Raw genomic sequence first — 18,309 nt, 5'->3', positions numbered from 1 at the left:
AAAGTGGCTAATCTTTCTGCAGAAAGATTAGCCACTTTTCTTATGCCCTTAGGAGTGCTCGGGAGGCACTTGCACCTAGGGCTCGGTGCTGCTCGGAGGAGCGGGGGAGGAAGGCTCCCCGAGGCGGGGTGTCCGCGCTAGGGCTTGACGTCGAAGGTACGACGACGGAGCTGGAAGTCCTTACCGAGGTACTTCTCGCGGACGACTTCGTTCTCCGCCAGCTGCTCGGCCGTACCCTCGTAGAGCACCTTACCCTCGAAGAGGAGGTAGGCCCTATCGGTGATGCTCAGCGTCTCGTAGACGTTGTGGTCGGTGATGAGGATGCCGATGTTCTTATGCTTGAGCTGCGCCACGATGCTCTGGATGTCCTGCACCGCGATAGGGTCTACCCCAGCGAAGGGCTCGTCCAGCATGATGAACTTAGGGTCAATGGCCAGGCAGCGCGCGATCTCAGCACGGCGGCGCTCGCCCCCAGAGAGGCGGTTACCTTGGTTAGTGCGTACCTTCTCTAGGCGAAACTCCGCGATGAGCTCCTCCAGACGCGCCTGCTGCTCGGCCTTCGTGCGGTCGGTGAACTCCAGTACCGAGAGGATATTGTCCTCCACCGACATACGGCGGTAGACCGAGGCCTCCTGCGCTAGGTAGCCGATGCCTGCGCGGGCACGCTGATAGACGGGATACTTCGTGATGTCCTCATCGTCGAGGAAGATGCGCCCCTCGTTGGGCACGACGAGCCCCACGGTCATGTAGAAGGTCGTCGTCTTACCCGCCCCATTGGGACCGAGGAGCCCGACGATCTCCCCTTGCCCTACTTGGATGGACACGTGATTGACCACGGTACGTGTGCGGTAGCGCTTGACGAGGTTCTCTGTACGTAGTATCATATAGCGAGCATGGATAAGGCAAAGCGCCTCCGTCAGTCTACGCGTGAGACCGGCGGAGGCGCTAAGCGTGTAGCCTATTTACTTAGCCTGACGAGCGGCACGACCCTCAGCGAAGACCTCGATGGCATCGAGGCTCATCCCCATGGAGCTGAAGCCCCCGTCGTTGAAGAGGTTCTGCATCGTGACCTTGCGCGTCAGGTCGCTGAAGAGCGTGATGCAGTAGTCAGCGCAGTCGTTGGCGTCGGCATTGCCCAGGGGCGAGAGGTCCTGAGCGAAGTCCAGGAGGTCGCTCATGCCCTTGACCCCACTACCTGCAGTCGTGACCGTAGGCGACTGAGAGACGGTATTGATACGCACGCCCTTCTCACGGCCATAGATGTAGCCGAAGCTACGAGCGATGGACTCGAGCAGGCTCTTGGCATCGGCCATATCGCCATAGCCTACGAAGGTACGCTGTGCCGCTACGTAGGTCAGTGCGACGACCGAGCCCCCCTCGGCGATGGCGTCCAGCTTCTTCGCCACCTGGAGCATCTTGTGGAAGGAGACGGCCGAGATGTCGAAGGTCGTCTGGAGCATCTTGTAGTCGAGGTCATCGTAGGAGCGGCCCTTACGTACATTGGGGCTCATGCCGATGGAGTGCAGGACGAAGTCGACCTTGCCGAAGGACTTGATCGCCTCCTGGAAGACGACCTCGAGTTCTTCCTCCTTGGTAGCGTCTGCGGGGACGACCTTAGCGCCGAGCTTCTCACCCAGTTCGTTGAGCTGTCCCATGCGGACGGCTACAGCGGTATTGGTCAGGATGATCTCAGCACCCTCCTCTACGGCACGCTCTGCGACGCGCCATGCAATGGACTGTTCGTTGAGGGCACCGAAGATGATCCCCTTCTTACCTGCTAGCAGATTGTAGCTCATAAGTAGCTTGTATTTTGTTATTGAATGATCGTAATGACTATAGCACAAAGATACAAAAAATGTGCAAGCCCGCTAGGACAAGGCTTCGGATGCACTCCGCTATTACCTGGCCGAGTAGCCTAAACCAAGGGAGGGAGCTCCTCCCTCTCGGCCTCCAGTACAGGAACTCCCTAGGCTAAGGACAAAGAGAAAGGCAGGCTAAAGCCATGTGCCCAAGGCCCCAAGAAGCACCCGCCTACTCCTCAGGCCGCTGAGGGATATCAGTCAGCTCCCTGAGGGACGCCAGTCAGCACGCTGATGGGTATCAGTCAGCTGCTTGAGGGATATCAGTCAGCAAGGGCAGAGACAAGGCAGGGAAGACTTCTCCATTGTATACGGTGCGTTCGCGCGTGGGAGGCGAGCTCTGGGAGTAGCCGCACGCGAGCATATAGCCTCAACAGCCGCGCTGCAGGCACTGCCCCAAAAGGGCAAAGGCGGCCTTAGATTTTGAAAAGTCGAAATATATGCTTTAATTTGTGCTAAGTGTAGGGTCACAACTACACGATATAAGTCTTACCCCAGTAACAAGAAGGAACTGCCTATAGAAGCAACTGTACATATCTAAAACAAGTAAGTAAGTCGGACTCACCCCGGCTCTAGTGCGCCCCGCGGTGCAAGAGGGCTGGGACAAATACCCAGACGACAATGAGAAGATATGCAAGTCAGAGCGACGACCAGCTGGTACAGCTCTACGCTACAGGATGCAACGAGGCGTTCAACGAACTACTCCACCGATACGACTCCTACGTCCACACCTACATCCGCTACTCGGTGCAGGACGAGGACCTAGCCGAAGATATCTTCCAGGATACCTTCATCAAGGTCATGACAACCATCCGTCAGGGGCGCTATTCGGCTGAGGGGAAGTTCAAGAGCTGGATCTCCCGCATCGCCCATAACCTCATCATCGACCACTACCGCCGCCTCAAGACGCGCGGACAGGAGCAGATGATCGAGGATACGCAGAGTGCCGACGAAGCACTCTTCACGCTACAGCTCTCCTCGGACGAGCTGTCGGCGGAGGAGCAGCTGATCCGTCACGAGCATATCAGCGAGCTCTCTAGGGGGCTGGCGAAGCTATCCCCCGAGCAGCGCGAGGTCATCCGCCTACGCTACTGGGAGGAACTGAGCTTCAAGGAGATCGCCGAGAAGACCAACGTCAGTATCAACACCGCCCTGGGGCGCATGCGCTATGCACTAGCACATCTGCGCCGCCATATCCAGGCCTAAGCCGCTCCCCCACCCCCGTGCTCCGCTCTCTGCTCCTCGGCTGCCTCGCGGCACTGCCCCTCATCAGGGCTGGCGCCCTCTCAGCGCAGGAGCTCACGCGCCACGTCCAGCATCAACCCTACCTCGACCTACGCAGGTATTATCTCGGGCTGAGGATAGGGCTGCACAGCAGGGATCTACAGCTGCGCCCCTCGGGGCTGAGCGATCACGAGGGACGGGTACTCATCCCGCAGAGTCCCGACTATCAGCCAGGCTTCAGCATCGGGGTCATCGGCGGACTGACGCTCTCGCCCGGGCTGGAGCTGCGTCTCGTGCCGACGCTGCACCTAGGGAGCGTCTCCGTCAGCTATACCGATGGTCTCAGCGAGCTGCTACGCACAGAGGCGCGGAGCTCCTCCCTACAACTCCCACTGGAGCTGAAGTGGGGACTGCGGCGAGGCAATATCCGCCCCTTCCTCCTCACGGGGCTCTACACGGACATCGAGCTCGGGGGACGGCAGAGCGACCTTCTGCGCCTTCGCCCGCTCAGCTACGGATGGAGCTCGGGGCTGGGCTGTGACCTCTATTTCAGTCGCTTCAAGCTCTCGCCCCAGCTTAGCCTCCATTACGGTCTAGGAGATGCGCTCCTGCGTGATCGCCCTGAGCTGGAAGGAGACCGCCGGCGCTACTACACCGAGGCCATAGCACACGCACGAGCACGGATGCTCCTCTTCAGCCTCAGCATCGAGTAAGTAAGCAGAAGCAAACAGCAAAGGCAACGCCCAGCTTAGCCCCATGAGGGACTGAGCTGGGCGCTGCCTTTGATCGTATAGTTAGGCTAGGGTCGAGGAGGCTCCGAGGAGTGACGAAGTGCTAGCTGCGAGGAGCTGAGGCTGCTCAAGCCCTAGATATCCTTCCCCTCGGGAGCTGCGCTGTAGTCACGCGTGCAGAGCTCCCAGCTGAGCTGCAGCCAGACGATGGTCGGGAAGAGCGCCTTGAGGGCGTAGGGCTGGATCAGCTCGGTGCGCAGCGCGCGCGGGAAGAGATCCGAGGGCGAGAGGCTACTGAAGACAAAGACCAAAAGCATCAGCAGCTGCTCCCAGCGTCCGCGCTGCCAGGGGGCAGTGGTGTACCACAGCACGATCCCCACGAAGGGAATGATGTAGGTACTGGACTCGCTCCCCGTACTGAAGAGCACGAGGAAGAGGAGCGCCGAGGAGAGGATGCCGTAGCGGAAGGCGAGGTGTCGATACTGCCCGACACGTAGGTAGGGCAGGCCGAAGACAACGAGTCCAGGCAGGATCAGCCAGAGGTCGGAGTAGCTGGCGATGCCCGTCAGCTTGCGTACCATGCCCAGCAGAGAGACGTTCTGCATGAGAGAGAAGAGGTTCTCCCCGTTCTTCGTCGCTAGGCGCCCCGCCCACTCCTGATACTGCCCCAGCACGTAGTCGGGCGAACTGAGGAGCATGGGGCTGACGAGGCAGACCACCGACCAGAGGGCGAGCCAAAGGATGAAGCGCGGCTTGCGCTGTACGAAGAAGAAGAGCGCCAGCCCTACGATCCCGTAGAGCTTGACAAAGGTGCCCACCACGATGAGCAGCGCTGCGAGCCACTCTTGCCTGCGCTCGATGGCGGCGAAGGAGCCCACGAGGATGGCCGCGATGGCGATGTTGAACTGCTGCATCTGCAGCGCGGTGAGCAGCTCGTGGGCACAGAACCAGTAGACGAAGGCCTGCTTGCCCTCCGCCAGCGGTAGATAGCGCACCGCCCAGTAAAGCCCTAGCGAGAGCGCGACGAGCCAGAGCAGCAGCCCCAGCACATCGGGCACGACGGCAAAGGGAGCGATGACGAGAGAGAAGAAGGGGCCGTAGTGGTTGTGGTCGAAGTACTCCTGCGGGTACTCGGCATAGAGCGAGAGCTGCTGCGTGAGGTGGTCGAAGACGCCTCGGAAGATGAGGAAGTTGTTGTGCCGCGCAGGCGACATCTTCGTCAGGCCAGCCACCAGCGCGAGCAGCGTCCACAGCCCGAGGAGGGTACGTGGGCTGCGGAGGAAGGGTTGGGCCAGCAGGCGCTCCAGGCGCTGCAGGGTGCTAGGCTTAGTGCTCTGTAGGTCGGTCATGATGCTTGAGCTGCTTGGCGATGTGATAGCGAGGGCGTGCCTTCACCTCCATATAGATCTTGCCGATGTACTGCCCTACGACCCCGAGGGAGAAGAGGAGCATGCTCCCGATGAACCACAGCGAGAGCATGAGTGAGGCCCAGCCTGGCACGGAGCGGTGCTCGACATAGGAGACCAGCACGTACACTGCCATAGCTACGCTGATCAGCAGGCTCAGGAAGCCCATAGCGATGATCCAGCTGATGGGGCGCGTCGTGAAGGAGGTGATGCCATCGATGGCAAGGATGAGCATCTTGCGCACCGTGTACTTCGAGCTGCCTGCCACGCGCGCGCTGATGTGGTCATCGACTTCTGTGGCGGGGAAGCCCAGCTGCGCGATGAGCCCGCGCAGGTAGAGGTTGCGCTCGGGGTAGCTAGCCAGAGCACGCAGCGCAGCCTGGCTCAGCAGGCGGAAGTCCGCATGGTTGTACACCGCTCGTATCCCCATCGCACTCTGCAGGCGGTAGAAGGAGAGCGCGGTCGTACGCTTCAGCCAGGGATCGGCCTCGCGGGTCTTCTTCACGCCGTAGACGATGTCGTAGCCCTCCCTGTAGCGGTCGATCATCGTCTCGATGGCTCCGAGATCGTCCTGCAGGTCGGCATCGATCGTGATGACGGCATCCGCCTCCTCCACGACCTCCATCATCCCCGCCATGATGGCGGATTGATGGCCTACGTTACCCGCTAGGCAAAGGCCGCTGACCTCCGCATAGCGCTGGTGCAGCTCCTCGATGAGCTCCCAGGTGCGGTCTCGGCTGCCGTCATTGACGTAGAGGATATAGCTCTCGGGCGCTATCTTGCCCCGCTGGAGGAGCTGCTGCAGGAGGCTCGTGAGGCGCTCGGCAGAATAAGCAAGGATCGCCTCCTCGTTGTAGCACGGGGAGACGATCACGAGCTTGGGTACGATGGGTCTATTCACTACTTGATCGCGTAGGTAGAGCTGACGGTGATGCTAGCGGTCTTGACCTTCGAGCTGGTATTGAAGGAGCCTCCCCAGCTGAAGTCCTCGTCGCTGTTCTCACCGACGATCTGGAAGACGCCCATAGAGGAGCGCTCTAGGCTCCCGAGCTGGCTGTCGCCGCCCTCGGCTACGACCTTAGCTCGGTTACGCGCGTCCTCGGCAGCCTCCTTGAGCATCTGGATCTTCAGCTCATTGAGCTTCGTATAGTAGTAGCGGGGAGCACCAGACTCGATCTCTATCCCTTGGTTGATGAGCTCAGAGATCTGTCGCGACACGGCCTCGATGGAGTGGATGTCCTTGGAGGAGATGGTGACAGTCTGCTTCAGCAGGTAGCCACGGAAGGTCGAGACCACGCGGCTACCCTCGGAGTCATAGAAGCTATCATGCTGCTTGGTGATGTCCACACTGCTGTAGGTGATGGCATCGGCAGAGATCTGCTTGGACTTGAGGTAGTCGGCGACGGCCTTCTGCCTCTCCTTGAGCTCGGAGTAAGCCGTCGAAAGGGTAAGCGACTCGCTGTTGATGGTCGCCGTCCAGACAATCAGGTCCGAGGTGAAGGTACGCTCAGCCTTACCCGTCACAGCGATGGTCTTGGCACTGCGGCTACGGAAGCCCTTCATGCCCCCCGCCAGGAGGAAGACCGAGGCCACGAGTGCCACAGCGGCGATGGCACTAGCGGCGATGAGGTTACGATTGATCTGCATAGGATGATGTAGTGTAGGGATTATAGTGTGTCGACGAACTCAGAGAAGGTCACGAAGCTCGCCCCCTCAGCCAGGAAGCCCGCGATCCAGCGGTCCAGGCGGTCGATCATCCCGCGCCCCGACTGATTGCGGATGATGCGCGGGAGCCTTAGCTCGGGGTGCTCGTCCAGCTGGTAGAACTCCCAGGGATGGAAATAGACGACGAGGTAGCCGTCGTGCCGCAGCGTGCGGCGACAGAGCCAGCGATAGAGGAAGAAGGGGAGGTTGTGGCAGGAGAGCCAGAAGAGCGGGAAGCGCAGGAGCGGCGTCACTGAGGCGGGGATCTGCATCACACCCTCTTGCATGAAGTAGGTGCGTGGGGCGGTGAGGTGCATGTAGCGCCCTGGGATGAAGGTCGGATGCAGCGAGCTATTGTAGCAGTAGCCCGCACGTGCTACCTCGGCCTCGGGCACAGGCATCATACGTGCCTGGCGATAGCCGCGGACCGCTCGCCCCGAGAGCTGCTCGAGGGCGTCCTTAGACTTCTTCAGGTCACTGGGCTCGAAGGTCCAGTGGTAGTAGCCATGGGAGGCCAGCTCGTGCCCCTCGTCTAGGATGCGCTGTAAGACCTCGGGGGCACGGAGGGCGAAGTTGGCCGTGCAGAAGATCGTCGCACGTACGCCGTGGCGCTTCAGCACGTCCAGCAGGGCGTGCGTCCCGATCGTGGAGATACGCACCTGCTCCTCCATCGGGAGGTCTACACCATGCTCGCGAGGCACGTCGAACTCCTCGACGTCGAAGCTCAGGAGGATACGCTGCGGCTTAGTCATCACCAAGGGGAAGGATAGGAAGAGGAAGGGGTGAGGGGTGCACTACCGCACCTCGACTACTTGAAGAGGGTGCTGAGCTGACGGATCGTCTGCTCAACGGGAGCGCCGCCGTAGAGAATATCATAGACGGCCTTACAGATGGGCATCGTCACCTGGTAGCGCTGGTTGATCTCGTGGACACACTTGGCTCCGTAGTAGCCCTCGGCCACCATGTTCATCTCCATCTGAGCGGCGCGCACGCTGTAGCCCTTACCGATCATGTTGCCGAAGGTACGATTGCGGCTGTAGCTCGAGTAGGCCGTCACCAAGAGGTCACCGAGGTAGACGGACTCGGTGACGTCACGCGAAAGGAGGTGCACCGTATTGACGAAGTGGCTCATCTCGGCGATCGCGTTGGAGATGAGGACGGACTGGAAGTTGTCCCCGAGGTTCATCCCATGGCAGATCCCCGAGGCTATGGCGTAGATATTCTTGAGCACTGCGGCGTACTCGATGCCGACGACGTCGCGGCTGACGGCGCAGTGGACGTACTCGTTACTGAAGAGCTCCTCGCTCAGCATCTTGGCCTTGCCGAGGTCGAAGCAGCCCACCGTGAGGTAGGACATCCTATCCTTGGCGATCTCCTCAGCGTGGCAGGGGCCAGCGATGACGGCGATCTGCCCGGGCTTCAGCTCCTTGTACTCCTGCAGGTAGTCCGAGATGAGGATGTTCTCCTCAGGGACCATGCCCTTGATCGCGTTGATGACGAGCTTGGGGCGGATGACCGAGTTGCGTACCCGCTTGAGGTAGTAGCGGATGTAGGGAGAGGGGGTCGCGAGGATCACCGTATCACAGGCTCGGAAGAAGTCATTGACGTCCGAGTCGGTGAAGAAGGTAATCCGTGAGGTGTCGAAGGCTACGGAGGTCAAGTAGCTCGGGTTATGCCCGAGGCGCGTGAACTCCTTGACATGCGTCGAGGTGCGCAGCAGCCAGTTGATCTGGGGCTGCTTCGTCAAGACGATCTTCGCCAGAGCCGTAGCCCAGCTCCCTCCGCCGAGTATGCCTACACGCCCAGGTAAGCTGGGCACTGGATCTGCTATAGCCATAAGCCTATGATCTAAGCCTTAGCTCCGCCCTCGGTCCATGCGGTGACGGTCTCGAGCGTCAGCGGTGCTAAGTCGAGCTGATACTTCTTCTTGATATCCATGAGCTGCTGCAGGAGACGCCCGGGCTTCTCCTCGCTCTGCACAGCCTCGAGGGTGAGGTAGCCAGCCTTGTGCAGTACGGGCACCCATTCCTCGGAGATACCTGCGGCGGCGAAGACCTCCTTCTTGTCGCGGGGAGCCACCTTCTCGGGACGCATCTGGGGGAAGAGAAGCACCTCCTGGATGCTCTCCTGACCCGTCAGCAGCATCACCAGGCGGTCCATACCTATACCCATGCCACTGGTCGGAGGCATGCCGTACTCCAGGGCACGGAGGAAGTCATTGTCAATGAACATAGCCTCGTCATCGCCCTTCTCCGAGAGGCGGAGCTGTTCCTCGAAGCGCTCGCGCTGGTCGATCGGGTCGTTGAGCTCGGAGTAGGCATTGGCCAGCTCCTTGCCATTGACCATAAGCTCGAAGCGCTCGGTGAGGTGGGGATTGGAGCGATGCTCCTTGGTCAGCGGGGACATCTCCTTGGGGTAGTCGGTGATGAAGGTAGGCTGGATGTAGCTGCCCTCGCACTTCTCGCCGAAGATCTCATCAATCAGCTTGCCTACGCCCATCGTCTCGTCCACCTCGATGCCGAGCTGCTGGCAGGTCGCGCGCAGCTCAGCCTCATCCATAGCACTGATATCGATACCCGTATGCTCCTTGATCGCGTCGAGCATGGAGATACGCTTGTAGGGAGCCTTGAAGTCGATCTCGCGCTCCCCTACCTTCACCTTCGTCGTGCCAAGCACCTGCATGCAGATGTACTCCAGCATCTGCTCGGTGAAGGCCATCATCCAGTTGTAGTCCTTATAGGAGACATAGATCTCCATGGCGGTGAACTCGGGGTTGTGCGTGCGGTCCATCCCCTCGTTACGGAAGTTGCGGCTGAACTCGTAGACGCCCTCGAAGCCACCGACGATGAGGCGCTTGAGGTAGAGCTCATTGGCGATACGCAGATAGAGGGGGATGTCCAGCGCATTGTGATGCGTGATGAAGGGGCGCGCCGCTGCTCCACCAGGGATAGGCTGCAGCACGGGCGTATCTACCTCGATGTAGCCGCGATCATTGAAGAACTGGCGCATCGCCGTGAAGGTCTTCGTACGCTTGAGGAAGATGTCCTTCACCCCGCTATTGACCACGAGGTCGACGTAGCGCTGGCGGAAGCGCAGCTCAGGGTCCGTGAAGCTATCGAAGGTCTGGCCGTCCTTCTCCTTGACCACGGGCAGTGGGCGCAGTGCCTTCGCCAGGAAGGTCAGGCTGTGGGCGTGGACGGAGATCTCCCCCATCTGGGTGCGGAAGACTTCGCCCTCCACCCCGATGAAGTCACCAATATCCATCAGCTTCTTCACCACGCTATTGTAGAGCGCCTTGTCCTCTCCAGGGCAGAGCTCGTCGCGCGTGATGTAGATCTGTATGCGCCCCGTAGCATCCTGCAGCTCGAGGAAGGAGGCCTTCCCCATGATACGACGCCCCATGACACGTCCTGCCACACGCACCTGGCGGCGGGGTGCCTCGTCCTCGAAGCTATCGAGGATCTCTCGGGCATGTCCTGTCACTTCGTACTCCTCTGCGGGATAAGGGTTAATGCCAAGGGCGCGAAGCTCCTCCAGACTACGACGGCGGAAGCTCTCCTGCTCGCTCAGCTCTAAGATATTGATGTTCATTATATGGCTTTAATTCCTTTGTCCTATTAACAAAGGCAAAGATACACATTTATCCTGAGGCCTACGGGAAAAGTACTGGAGCGAAGGGGGCTGGCAGGTAAGATTGCGCCCAGCTAAGCGGGCGGGCTTAGTCCCACTTCGTCTCACCTTCGTTCCTTAAGGGATGCGAGCACCCTGCCTCGTCAAAGGGCACAGCTCAATCAGCGAGCGTCACAGCGCTAGCTCCCTACGTCCTAGGCTCTACGAGGCGCAGCAATCGGACTATCGAGAGCCCCCTTGGGAGCCCAGCTAGAGAGCCCAACTACTGCACTGCCTGCAGGGACTAGCCCTCGGCAAGCATACAATGGAAAGCCCCAAGGCCATAGAGGTCTTGGGGCTTTCCATTCATCAGAGAGATAGTCAGGGATAAGACAGCAGGCATCAAAATGCCTGGTCTCCCTTCCTTACTTCTTCTTTCCAAACACTAGATTCAGCACGAAGAGAATGACGATAGCGCCAATAGCGCCCGTCAGGATGGAGGCAAACCAGCCCTCTCCGAGCGAGGTGTGGAATAGGCGATCCAGGAGCCAAGACCCCACGCCACCGCCAAGGATACCAACGATGATATTCCCGATAAGGCCTAGTCCACTGCCCTTATAAATCTTTCCTCCCAGCCATCCCGCGATGGCTCCAACGATAAGTGATGCGATAATACCCATAGTTATTAGTATTAAGTTATGAAGCAAAGGTAAGCCTTATTCATTCAAACTACAAGTATGGGTACATATTCGACCTGAAGCACGCCCCCCAAGCAACTATAGGCATGCACCCAATGCACAACATGACGCCCCCTACTTACTCCGACGGCGCCCTCAAGCGGCTGGGCGAGTAGCGATACTTGGCACAGAGGGAAATCAAGCGACGCAGTGGACGACCCCTAGCCACGCTGCTAGCCACCCTCCCTAGCACAGGGGGCACGCTGCACCTTGCCCCTTCTCGAGCTATAAGTAGCCCCTCGGTCCCGCCGCGTGGGAGGCTCCCCGAGCTCTAGGATAAGGCTGGGCGAGCAAAGTTATATTACTTCTCGAGCAATGTTATATTACTTCTCGGGAGAAGTTATATTACTTTCAGCCAAAAGTTATATTACTTTTCCCTAGATATTATATTACTTTCCTCAGCTCCGCTAGGGGATCAACTCGGCGACGGCTATCCGTGGCCTCGGGGCGACTTATGGGGCACCGTCTCTAGGGCTTGGATAGTGGGCGCTTTGACTTAGCCAAGCGGCGGAGACAGATAGCCTCCCTATCCGCATTCCCGAGAGCGTAAAGGCGGGTCTTGGAGCAGCCGAAGGGAGACGAAACTAAGGCAAGCGCTCCGCCCGATAGTCGATCCAGCGCAGCTATATATAATAAGGAGTCTCGGAGCCCCAAGCTCCTCCTGCTAGCCTAGGGCTAGGGAAATGGCTTATCTTTGTCTCGTCAAGCGGGCTCCCAGCCTTCGGGCGCAGCGCGACACGTGTGATCCCTACATTATATATGAAGAGACTTATCCCAAAGCATAAGGCCGTGCTCCAGCACAGCCTCCTCGCCCTCGGGCTCCTCGTCGGGGCTGGGCAAGCCGCAGCGCAGACGACCGAGGTCTACCGCCCCATCCTCACGGCGATGCCCTCGCTACAGATAGCCCCCGATGCGCGCAGTGCCGCCCTAGGGGACCAGGGCGTGGCGACGACGCCTGACGTCTACGCCCAGCATTGGAATCCTGCCAAGTACGCCTTCCTCCCCGAGCGTGCGGGGCTCAGCCTCGGCTACACCCCTTGGCTCTCACGCCTGACCAGCGGCATCGCGCTGATGCAGCTAGGCGGCTACTACAGCCTAGGCGGCGAGACACCGCAGGCCGTGGGCGCGAGCCTACGCTACTTCGCCAGCGGTACACAGGTGCGCTACGACGCTCAGGGGAATAGCCTCGGGGATGTACGGCCCAACGAGTACGCCCTTGACCTAAGCTATTCGCGTGCGCTCAGCCGCAGCTTCTCCCTCGCTGTCGCCCTACGCTACATGCACTCTGCCCTCGACGGCAGCGGGGATCAGCGTGCGGGCTCGGCCTTCGCCGCCGATGTCGCGGGCTACCTGCAGCGGGATCTACGCATAGGATCGAGCGAGAGTCTCTGGACGCTGGGCTTCAACCTAAGCAACATAGGGACGAAGATGAGCTTCGACGACGGACTGACCAGCTCCTTCATCCCCACCAAGCTCAGCCTAGGCACGGGACTCAGCTACCCGATCGACCAGGTGCACAGCCTAGCCCTACATATCGAGGCTAGCAAGCTGCTCGTCCCGAGTCCCATCATGGGCGACGATGCCGCCGCACGCCAGCGCTACTACGACACCTCCTCCATCGCGGGGATCTTCCGCAGCCTGAGCGACGCCCCCGACGGCCTCAAGGAGGAGCTTCACGAGGTGCGCTGGGCGCTCGGGGCAGAATACAGCTTTGACCAGCGCTTCTATGTGCGCCTGGGCTATAGCTACCTCCACCCCACCAAGGGCAACCTACAGGCACTGACCTCGGGGGTAGGACTGCGCCTCAAGGCCTTCCGCCTAGACGCCTCCTACCTCATCAGCACGATCAAGCACAATCCGCTCGACCAGACCTTCCGCCTATCCCTAGGCCTCGACTACGAAGGGCTGCGCGAGCTCCTCAAGTAAAGTCCACACGCAACACCATCTATCAAGTAAAGCGATGAAGATACCATTCCGTACCGGCTTCGGCTACGATGTGCACCGCCTGGAGCCAGGCTATGACCTGTGGCTCGGCGGGATCAAGATCCCCCACGAACTCGGGCTAGAGGGCCACTCCGACGCGGACGTCCTGCTGCACGCCGTCTGCGATGCGCTCCTTGGCGCCGCAGCCCTGGGCGACATCGGCGTCCACTTCCCCCCCTCGGACATGCAGTACAAGGGCATCGACAGCAAGATCCTCCTCGAGCGCGTATGCCAGCTGGTACGTGAGGCCGGCTATGAGCTGGGCAACATCGACGCGACGATCGCAGCCGAGGCGCCCAAGCTCAACCCACACATTCCCCAGATGCGTCAGGTGATGGCGGGCATCATGGGCCTTGAGGTCGAGGCTATCTCGCTGAAGGCTACGACCTCGGAGCGCCTAGGCTTCGTCGGGCGCAGCGAAGGGATGGCCGCCTACGCGACGGCCTTGATCGCCCTGCGCGAGGCGCTCTAGCACACAGCCTCCACAGACAGCACAGCCCCCAGCCGAAGGCCTAGACCTCGGCTGGGGGCTGTATCCTTCTCCTCATCCCATCACGCGCCGCGCCGTGACACAGCTCCGTGTGCAGCTAGGGCAAGCGCCTCGCGCACTATACCAGCAATTATGACTATCTTTGTGCGCAAATTGCCCCTATTATAGAGTCTTAGGGACAGGAACTAGAAGGTAAGCGAACTCGGAATAAACCATACAGATGGGTGCCCCCAAAGCCAAACAATCCTCGACGCTGCGCTATGCACGTCTGCTGAGCTTCATCAGCATCACCTTTACCCTCTTCATGCTCGGCATCCTCGGCCTCGTCTATGCCCTCGAGCAGGGGCTCAGCTCCTCCATCCAGTCCCGCATGAGCCTGACCATAGAGCTCAGCGAGCAGGAGGCAGCCAGCCCTCAGACCAGCATCATCCAGCTCAAGCAAGCACCCTGGGTGCATCACGTAGAGCTTATCTCTGCCGATAGCGCCGCCCGCTCCCTATCCTCGCTACTCGGAGAGGACCCCACCAAACTACTGGGCTATAACCCGCTGCAGCCCCTGATGAAGGTCTACCTGCAGCCCGCCTACACCCATCCCGACAGCCTCGAGCAGCTGATGAAGCGCGAGCCCATCCTACGCCGCTCCGAGGGCTACAGCGACCAGCAGACGCAGTGGAGCAGCGCTGCGCGCAATCTACAGACCATCCGCTACATCCTCTGGGCCTTCCTCGGCCTCCATCTCCTGGTGAGCTTCCTGCAGATCAACACTGCTACGGGGCTCGTCATCTACTCGCAGCGCATGCGCATCCGTACCCTGTCGCTCCTCGGCGCGCGCCCAGGCTTCGTACGCCGCCCCTTCATCGGCAGCGCCATGCTCGACGGGCTGGGCGGGGGCGTCATCGCCCTCGGGCTGATCGCGGGGCTCACATGGTTCAGCCAGGACTTCTTCGGCTACGCTCTGCTCCAGCTCTGCAGCCCGCTCCAGCTGGGCATCATCGCCCTATGCGTCCTCCTCGTGGGGGTCCTCGTCAGCTGCCTCTCCTCCTGGATCGCCACACGTAAGTACATCCACATGGAGGAGGCTAAGATCCATCTCCTCTAGACTCAATGAATGCAGCGGGGAGCGTCCAAGAGCCCTCCCCTGCTGAGCAAGTAATATCCTAAGCTATGCTCTACAGCAAGAAAAACTACGCCCTAATGGGAGCCTCTGTGCTGCTCATCCTCGTGGGCTTCCTCCTGATGGCGGGGGGCAAGAGTACTGATCCGACGGCCTTCAGCGCCGAGATCTTCAGCGCGCAGCGCATTGTCGTGGCGCCCATCATCTGTGTCCTCGGCTTCGTGCTAATGATCTATGCTATCCTAGCCGGCGGCACCCGTGGGCATCATCAGAAGGGAGGAGAGGACGCAGCATGACCATCCTACAGAGCTTCATCCTCGCCATAGTCGAGGGTCTGACCGAGTTCCTCCCCGTCTCCTCTACGGGGCACATGATCCTCACCGAGGGTATCCTGGGCATGGAGAGCACGGCCTACCTCAAGGCCTTCACGGTGATGATCCAGTTCGGCGCCATCCTCTCGGTGCTGGTCTACTACTTCCGTCGCTTCCTCCCCTTTCCTATATTTGGGCTGAAGCCCGACAGCAGTACGAGCCTCGGTGGCTGGTCACTCTACGGGCTGATGATCCTAGGCTGCATCCCCGCTGCGGTGCTGGGGCTGCTGCTCAATGACTATATAGACACCCTCCTAGGCAGCACCTGGGTCGTCCTCGTGATGCTCTTCCTCGGGGGGATCCTCATGCTCTACATCGACCGCCTCTTCCCTGAGCACGGCGAGCGCCCGCTAAGGCCGAAGAACGCCCTCATCATCGGGCTCTTCCAGTGCCTGGCGATGATCCCTGGGGTCTCGCGCTCTATGGCGACAATCGTCGGGGGTATGCAGCAGGGGCTCACACGCCGCCAGGCAGCCGAGTTCTCCTTCTTCCTCGCCATCCCCACGATGGCAGGGGCTACGCTGCTGAAGGGCTACAAGCTGTATAAGGAGCTAGGCGTAGAGGTCTTCCGCGACAACTGGGATACGCTCCTCGTAGGTAATGTCGTTGCCTTCATCGTAGCTCTGCTGGCCATTAAGTTCTTCATCGGCTTCGTCAGCAAGTACGGCTTCCGCTTCTTCGGCTACTATCGCATCGCCCTGGCGCTCATCGTGGCCCTGGCGCTCCTCCTAGGCGCAGACCTCTCGCTCAGCTAAGCCTCCATGCAGAAGCTAGACCTCGTAGCCGGAGCTACCCTCGCGGTAGACAAGCCCCTCACCTGGAGCTCCTTCCAGCTCGTCAATAAGGTACGCAAGGAGTGCTGCCGCTATCTGGGCATCAAGAAGCTCAAGGTAGGCCACGCTGGCACCCTTGATCCGCTGGCCAGCGGCGTAATGATCCTCTGCACGGGACGCCATACCAAGCGCATCGAGGAGCTGCAGGCGGGACGCAAGGAGTACATCGCGGACATCCGCCTCGGGGCGACGACCCCGACCTTCGACCGCGAGAGTGAGCCCGACGCCCACTTCCCCACCGAGCACATCACCCCCGAGCTGGTAGCCCAGGCCCTGGAGCGCTTCGTAGGCCCTATAGACCAGGTGCCGCCGACCTTCTCCGCCGTCAAGGTCGATGGCCGTCGCGCCTATGACCTCGCCCGCAAGGGACGCGACTTCGAGCTCAAGGCCAAGCCCATCGTCATCGACGAGCTGGAGCTGCTGGAATGCAAGCTCCCGGATCTCAAGGTCCGCGTGCTGTGTAGCAAGGGCACCTACATACGTGCTCTAGCCCGTGACATCGGGCAGGCGCTAGGCTCGGGCGGCTACCTCACCGACCTCAGACGCACCCGTGTGGGTGACTACAGCATAGACCAGTGCATCACCCTCGAGGAGCTCGAGCACTTCCTCCACGAGCAGGTGATGACGCTCGACGAAGCCGCTGCCTGCGCCACGAACTAAGCAAGAAACAGAGAAGATACAATATGAAGGATACCAAGCTAAGTCACTTCGAACTAGACATCCCCGAGCAGCTCATCGCCAAGAAGCCCGCTGCCTTCCGCGACGATGCCCGTATGCTCGTCCTGCACCGCCAGACGGGCGAGATCGAGCACCGACACTTCAGGGACATCCTCGACTACTTCGAGAAGGATGACGTCTTCGTCTTCAACGACACCAAGGTCTTCCCTGCCCGCATGTATGGCAACAAGGAGAAGACGGGCGCCCAAATCGAGGTCTTCCTCCTACGCGAGCTGAACCCCGCCCTCAAGCTCTGGGACGTCGTCGTCGACCCCGCGCGCAAGATCCGCATCGGTAACAAGCTCTACTTCGGGAAGAACGACGAACTCGTGGCCGAGGTCATCGACAACACTACCTCACGCGGTCGTACGCTGCGCTTCCTCTACGATGGCGACCAGGAGACCTTCCGCCAGATGCTCTACAGCATGGGCGAGACACCGCTGCCCAAATACATGAATCGCACGCCTACGAGCGACGACTCGCAGCGCTACCAGACGCTCTTCGCACGCAACGAAGGTGCGGTCATCGGCCCAGCAGCAGGCTTCCACTTCAGCCGCGAGCTGCTGCTGCGCATGGAGATCCGCGACATCCACAAGGCCTTCATCACCGTGCACAACGGCCTGGGGAACTACCGTGACATCGACGTAGAGGACCTCACGAAGTACAAGATGGAGAGTGAACAGATCATCATCCCCGAGGAGGCCTGCACCATCGTCAATAAGGCCAGTGATGCGGGACGCAACATCTGTGCCGTCGGTACCTCTACCCTCCGCGCCATGGAGACAGCCTCGGGCACGCAGCGCCACATGAAGCCCTTCGACGGCTGGACCAGCCGCTTCATCTTCCCCCCCTACGAGTTCAACGTCCCCAACCGCCTAGTGACCAACCTCCACATGTCGAAGTCCATCCTCCTGATGATGGCCGCGGCCTTCGGGGGCTACGAGCACGTGATGCACGCCTACTCGGTAGCCATCAAGGAGAAGTACCGCTTCGGCGCCTACGGCGACGCGATGTTCATCCTCGACTAAGGCCTAGCGCTAAGCATCCCATGGCGAAGCTCTATCTTGCCCTCGGGAGCAACCAAGGCGACCGCAAGGCCCTTCTAGACGCAGCACGAGCAGCCTGTGATGCCTCCCTCGGGAGGGTCACGGGCTGCTCGGACTATATAGAGACCGCTCCCTGGGGCTTCTCGAGCCCCCACCCCTTCCTCAATGCCGTGCTGGAGCTGGAGACCGAGCTCAGCCCGCTAGCAGTCCTAGAGCGCACGCAGGAGATCGAGCGGCAGCTCGGGCGTCAGACCAAGAGCTCGGCGGCTGGCTACCAAGACCGCCCCATTGACCTAGACCTACTGCTCTACGACGACCTCGTACTCGAGACGCCCCGCCTCACCCTACCGCACCCGCTGATGCACCTCAGGGACTTCGTCCTCGAACCGCTCCAGCAGCTTGCCCCTACGCTGCAGCACCCTGTCTTGGGGCTCAGCATCGCCGAGCTCTACAGCAGGCTCCAGCGCTAGGCTACCCCCACCTTA

At 60.3% G+C, this 18,309-nt stretch carries 19 protein-coding genes; 10 read left to right on the top strand and 9 right to left on the bottom strand.

Going from position 1 to position 18,309, the window contains the following annotated elements; genetic code table 11:
- Nucleotides 1–137: 137 nt before the first annotated feature.
- Nucleotides 138–884 carry an LPS export ABC transporter ATP-binding protein gene (lptB, locus tag J4862_RS03065; RefSeq protein ID WP_211789272.1) on the bottom strand — a complete coding sequence of 249 codons (747 nt, stop codon included), beginning with the start codon at nucleotides 882–884 and terminating at the stop codon, nucleotides 138–140.
- Between the two features lie 78 nt (nucleotides 885–962).
- Nucleotides 963–1,796, bottom strand: a complete 834-nt coding sequence (locus tag J4862_RS03060; RefSeq protein WP_211789271.1) for an enoyl-ACP reductase — start codon at nucleotides 1,794–1,796, stop codon at nucleotides 963–965.
- 684 nt (nucleotides 1,797–2,480) lie between these two features.
- Between J4862_RS03060 and J4862_RS03055 the strand changes: the two genes are divergently transcribed.
- Nucleotides 2,481–3,065 (top strand): RNA polymerase sigma factor, encoded by a 585-nt coding sequence (locus J4862_RS03055; RefSeq protein ID WP_211789270.1) that lies wholly within the window; start codon nucleotides 2,481–2,483, stop codon nucleotides 3,063–3,065.
- 17 nt (nucleotides 3,066–3,082) lie between these two features.
- Nucleotides 3,083–3,796 (top strand): porin family protein, encoded by a 714-nt coding sequence (locus tag J4862_RS03050; protein ID WP_211789269.1) that lies wholly within the window; start codon nucleotides 3,083–3,085, stop codon nucleotides 3,794–3,796.
- Between the two features lie 152 nt (nucleotides 3,797–3,948).
- Here J4862_RS03050 and J4862_RS03045 read toward each other — a convergent pair whose 3' ends face one another.
- The 7 genes from J4862_RS03045 to J4862_RS03015 form a co-directional block, all read right to left on the bottom strand.
- Nucleotides 3,949–5,163 (bottom strand): glycosyltransferase family 87 protein, encoded by a 1,215-nt coding sequence (locus J4862_RS03045; RefSeq protein WP_211789268.1) that lies wholly within the window; start codon nucleotides 5,161–5,163, stop codon nucleotides 3,949–3,951.
- The gene (locus J4862_RS03040; protein WP_249107444.1) at nucleotides 5,141–6,121 is read right to left on the bottom strand and encodes a glycosyltransferase family 2 protein; all 981 of its coding nucleotides are present in this window, start codon (nucleotides 6,119–6,121) and stop codon (nucleotides 5,141–5,143) included. The genes J4862_RS03045 and J4862_RS03040 overlap by 23 nt, the downstream gene beginning before the upstream one ends.
- The gene (locus J4862_RS03035; RefSeq protein WP_211789267.1) at nucleotides 6,121–6,867 is read right to left on the bottom strand and encodes an SIMPL domain-containing protein; all 747 of its coding nucleotides are present in this window, start codon (nucleotides 6,865–6,867) and stop codon (nucleotides 6,121–6,123) included. The genes J4862_RS03040 and J4862_RS03035 overlap by 1 nt, the downstream gene beginning before the upstream one ends.
- 20 nt (nucleotides 6,868–6,887) lie before the next feature.
- Entirely contained in the window at nucleotides 6,888–7,676 is a 789-nt protein-coding gene (locus J4862_RS03030; RefSeq protein ID WP_211789266.1) for a polysaccharide deacetylase family protein, read from the bottom strand.
- A gap of 56 nt (nucleotides 7,677–7,732) precedes the next feature.
- Nucleotides 7,733–8,761 (bottom strand): NAD(P)H-dependent glycerol-3-phosphate dehydrogenase, encoded by a 1,029-nt coding sequence (locus J4862_RS03025; protein WP_211789265.1) that lies wholly within the window; start codon nucleotides 8,759–8,761, stop codon nucleotides 7,733–7,735.
- Nucleotides 8,762–8,772: 11 nt separating this feature from the next.
- Nucleotides 8,773–10,509, bottom strand: coding sequence for a lysine--tRNA ligase (gene lysS, locus J4862_RS03020; RefSeq protein WP_211789532.1), 1,737 nt, complete (start codon nucleotides 10,507–10,509; stop codon nucleotides 8,773–8,775).
- 449 nt (nucleotides 10,510–10,958) lie between these two features.
- Nucleotides 10,959–11,213 carry a GlsB/YeaQ/YmgE family stress response membrane protein gene (locus tag J4862_RS03015; protein WP_211789264.1) on the bottom strand — a complete coding sequence of 85 codons (255 nt, stop codon included), beginning with the start codon at nucleotides 11,211–11,213 and terminating at the stop codon, nucleotides 10,959–10,961.
- An 816-nt stretch (nucleotides 11,214–12,029) separates the two neighbouring features.
- Between J4862_RS03015 and porV the strand changes: the two genes are divergently transcribed.
- The 8 genes from porV to folK all read left to right on the top strand — a co-directional run bounded on the left by porV (nucleotide 12,030) and on the right by folK (nucleotide 18,294).
- Entirely contained in the window at nucleotides 12,030–13,196 is a 1,167-nt protein-coding gene (porV, locus tag J4862_RS03010) for a type IX secretion system outer membrane channel protein PorV (protein WP_211789263.1), read from the top strand.
- Between the two features lie 34 nt (nucleotides 13,197–13,230).
- Nucleotides 13,231–13,725, top strand: coding sequence for a 2-C-methyl-D-erythritol 2,4-cyclodiphosphate synthase (gene ispF, locus J4862_RS03005; RefSeq protein ID WP_211789262.1), 495 nt, complete (start codon nucleotides 13,231–13,233; stop codon nucleotides 13,723–13,725).
- A gap of 238 nt (nucleotides 13,726–13,963) precedes the next feature.
- Nucleotides 13,964–14,842, top strand: a complete 879-nt coding sequence (locus J4862_RS03000; RefSeq protein WP_211789261.1) for an ABC transporter permease — start codon at nucleotides 13,964–13,966, stop codon at nucleotides 14,840–14,842.
- A 65-nt stretch (nucleotides 14,843–14,907) separates the two neighbouring features.
- Nucleotides 14,908–15,153, top strand: a complete 246-nt coding sequence (locus J4862_RS02995) for a DUF3098 domain-containing protein (RefSeq protein WP_211789260.1) — start codon at nucleotides 14,908–14,910, stop codon at nucleotides 15,151–15,153.
- Complete coding sequence (uppP, locus tag J4862_RS02990; RefSeq protein WP_211789259.1) at nucleotides 15,150–15,983, top strand: undecaprenyl-diphosphatase UppP; 834 nt, start codon at nucleotides 15,150–15,152, stop codon at nucleotides 15,981–15,983. The genes J4862_RS02995 and uppP overlap by 4 nt, the downstream gene beginning before the upstream one ends.
- Before the next feature lie 6 nt (nucleotides 15,984–15,989).
- A complete protein-coding gene (gene truB, locus J4862_RS02985; RefSeq protein WP_211789258.1) occupies nucleotides 15,990–16,721 on the top strand; it encodes a tRNA pseudouridine(55) synthase TruB in 732 nt (243 codons plus the stop codon).
- A 23-nt stretch (nucleotides 16,722–16,744) separates the two neighbouring features.
- Complete coding sequence (gene queA, locus J4862_RS02980) at nucleotides 16,745–17,806, top strand: tRNA preQ1(34) S-adenosylmethionine ribosyltransferase-isomerase QueA (protein ID WP_211789257.1); 1,062 nt, start codon at nucleotides 16,745–16,747, stop codon at nucleotides 17,804–17,806.
- Between the two features lie 20 nt (nucleotides 17,807–17,826).
- Entirely contained in the window at nucleotides 17,827–18,294 is a 468-nt protein-coding gene (gene folK / locus J4862_RS02975; RefSeq protein ID WP_211789256.1) for a 2-amino-4-hydroxy-6-hydroxymethyldihydropteridine diphosphokinase, read from the top strand.
- Nucleotides 18,295–18,309: the final 15 nt, after the last annotated feature.

The organism is Porphyromonas sp. oral taxon 275, from assembly GCF_018127745.1.
In the GTDB taxonomy this organism is placed as follows: domain Bacteria; phylum Bacteroidota; class Bacteroidia; order Bacteroidales; family Porphyromonadaceae; genus Porphyromonas.
Note: the sequence above shows the minus strand (reverse complement) of the source record. Positions and strands in the feature narration are given on the sequence as shown.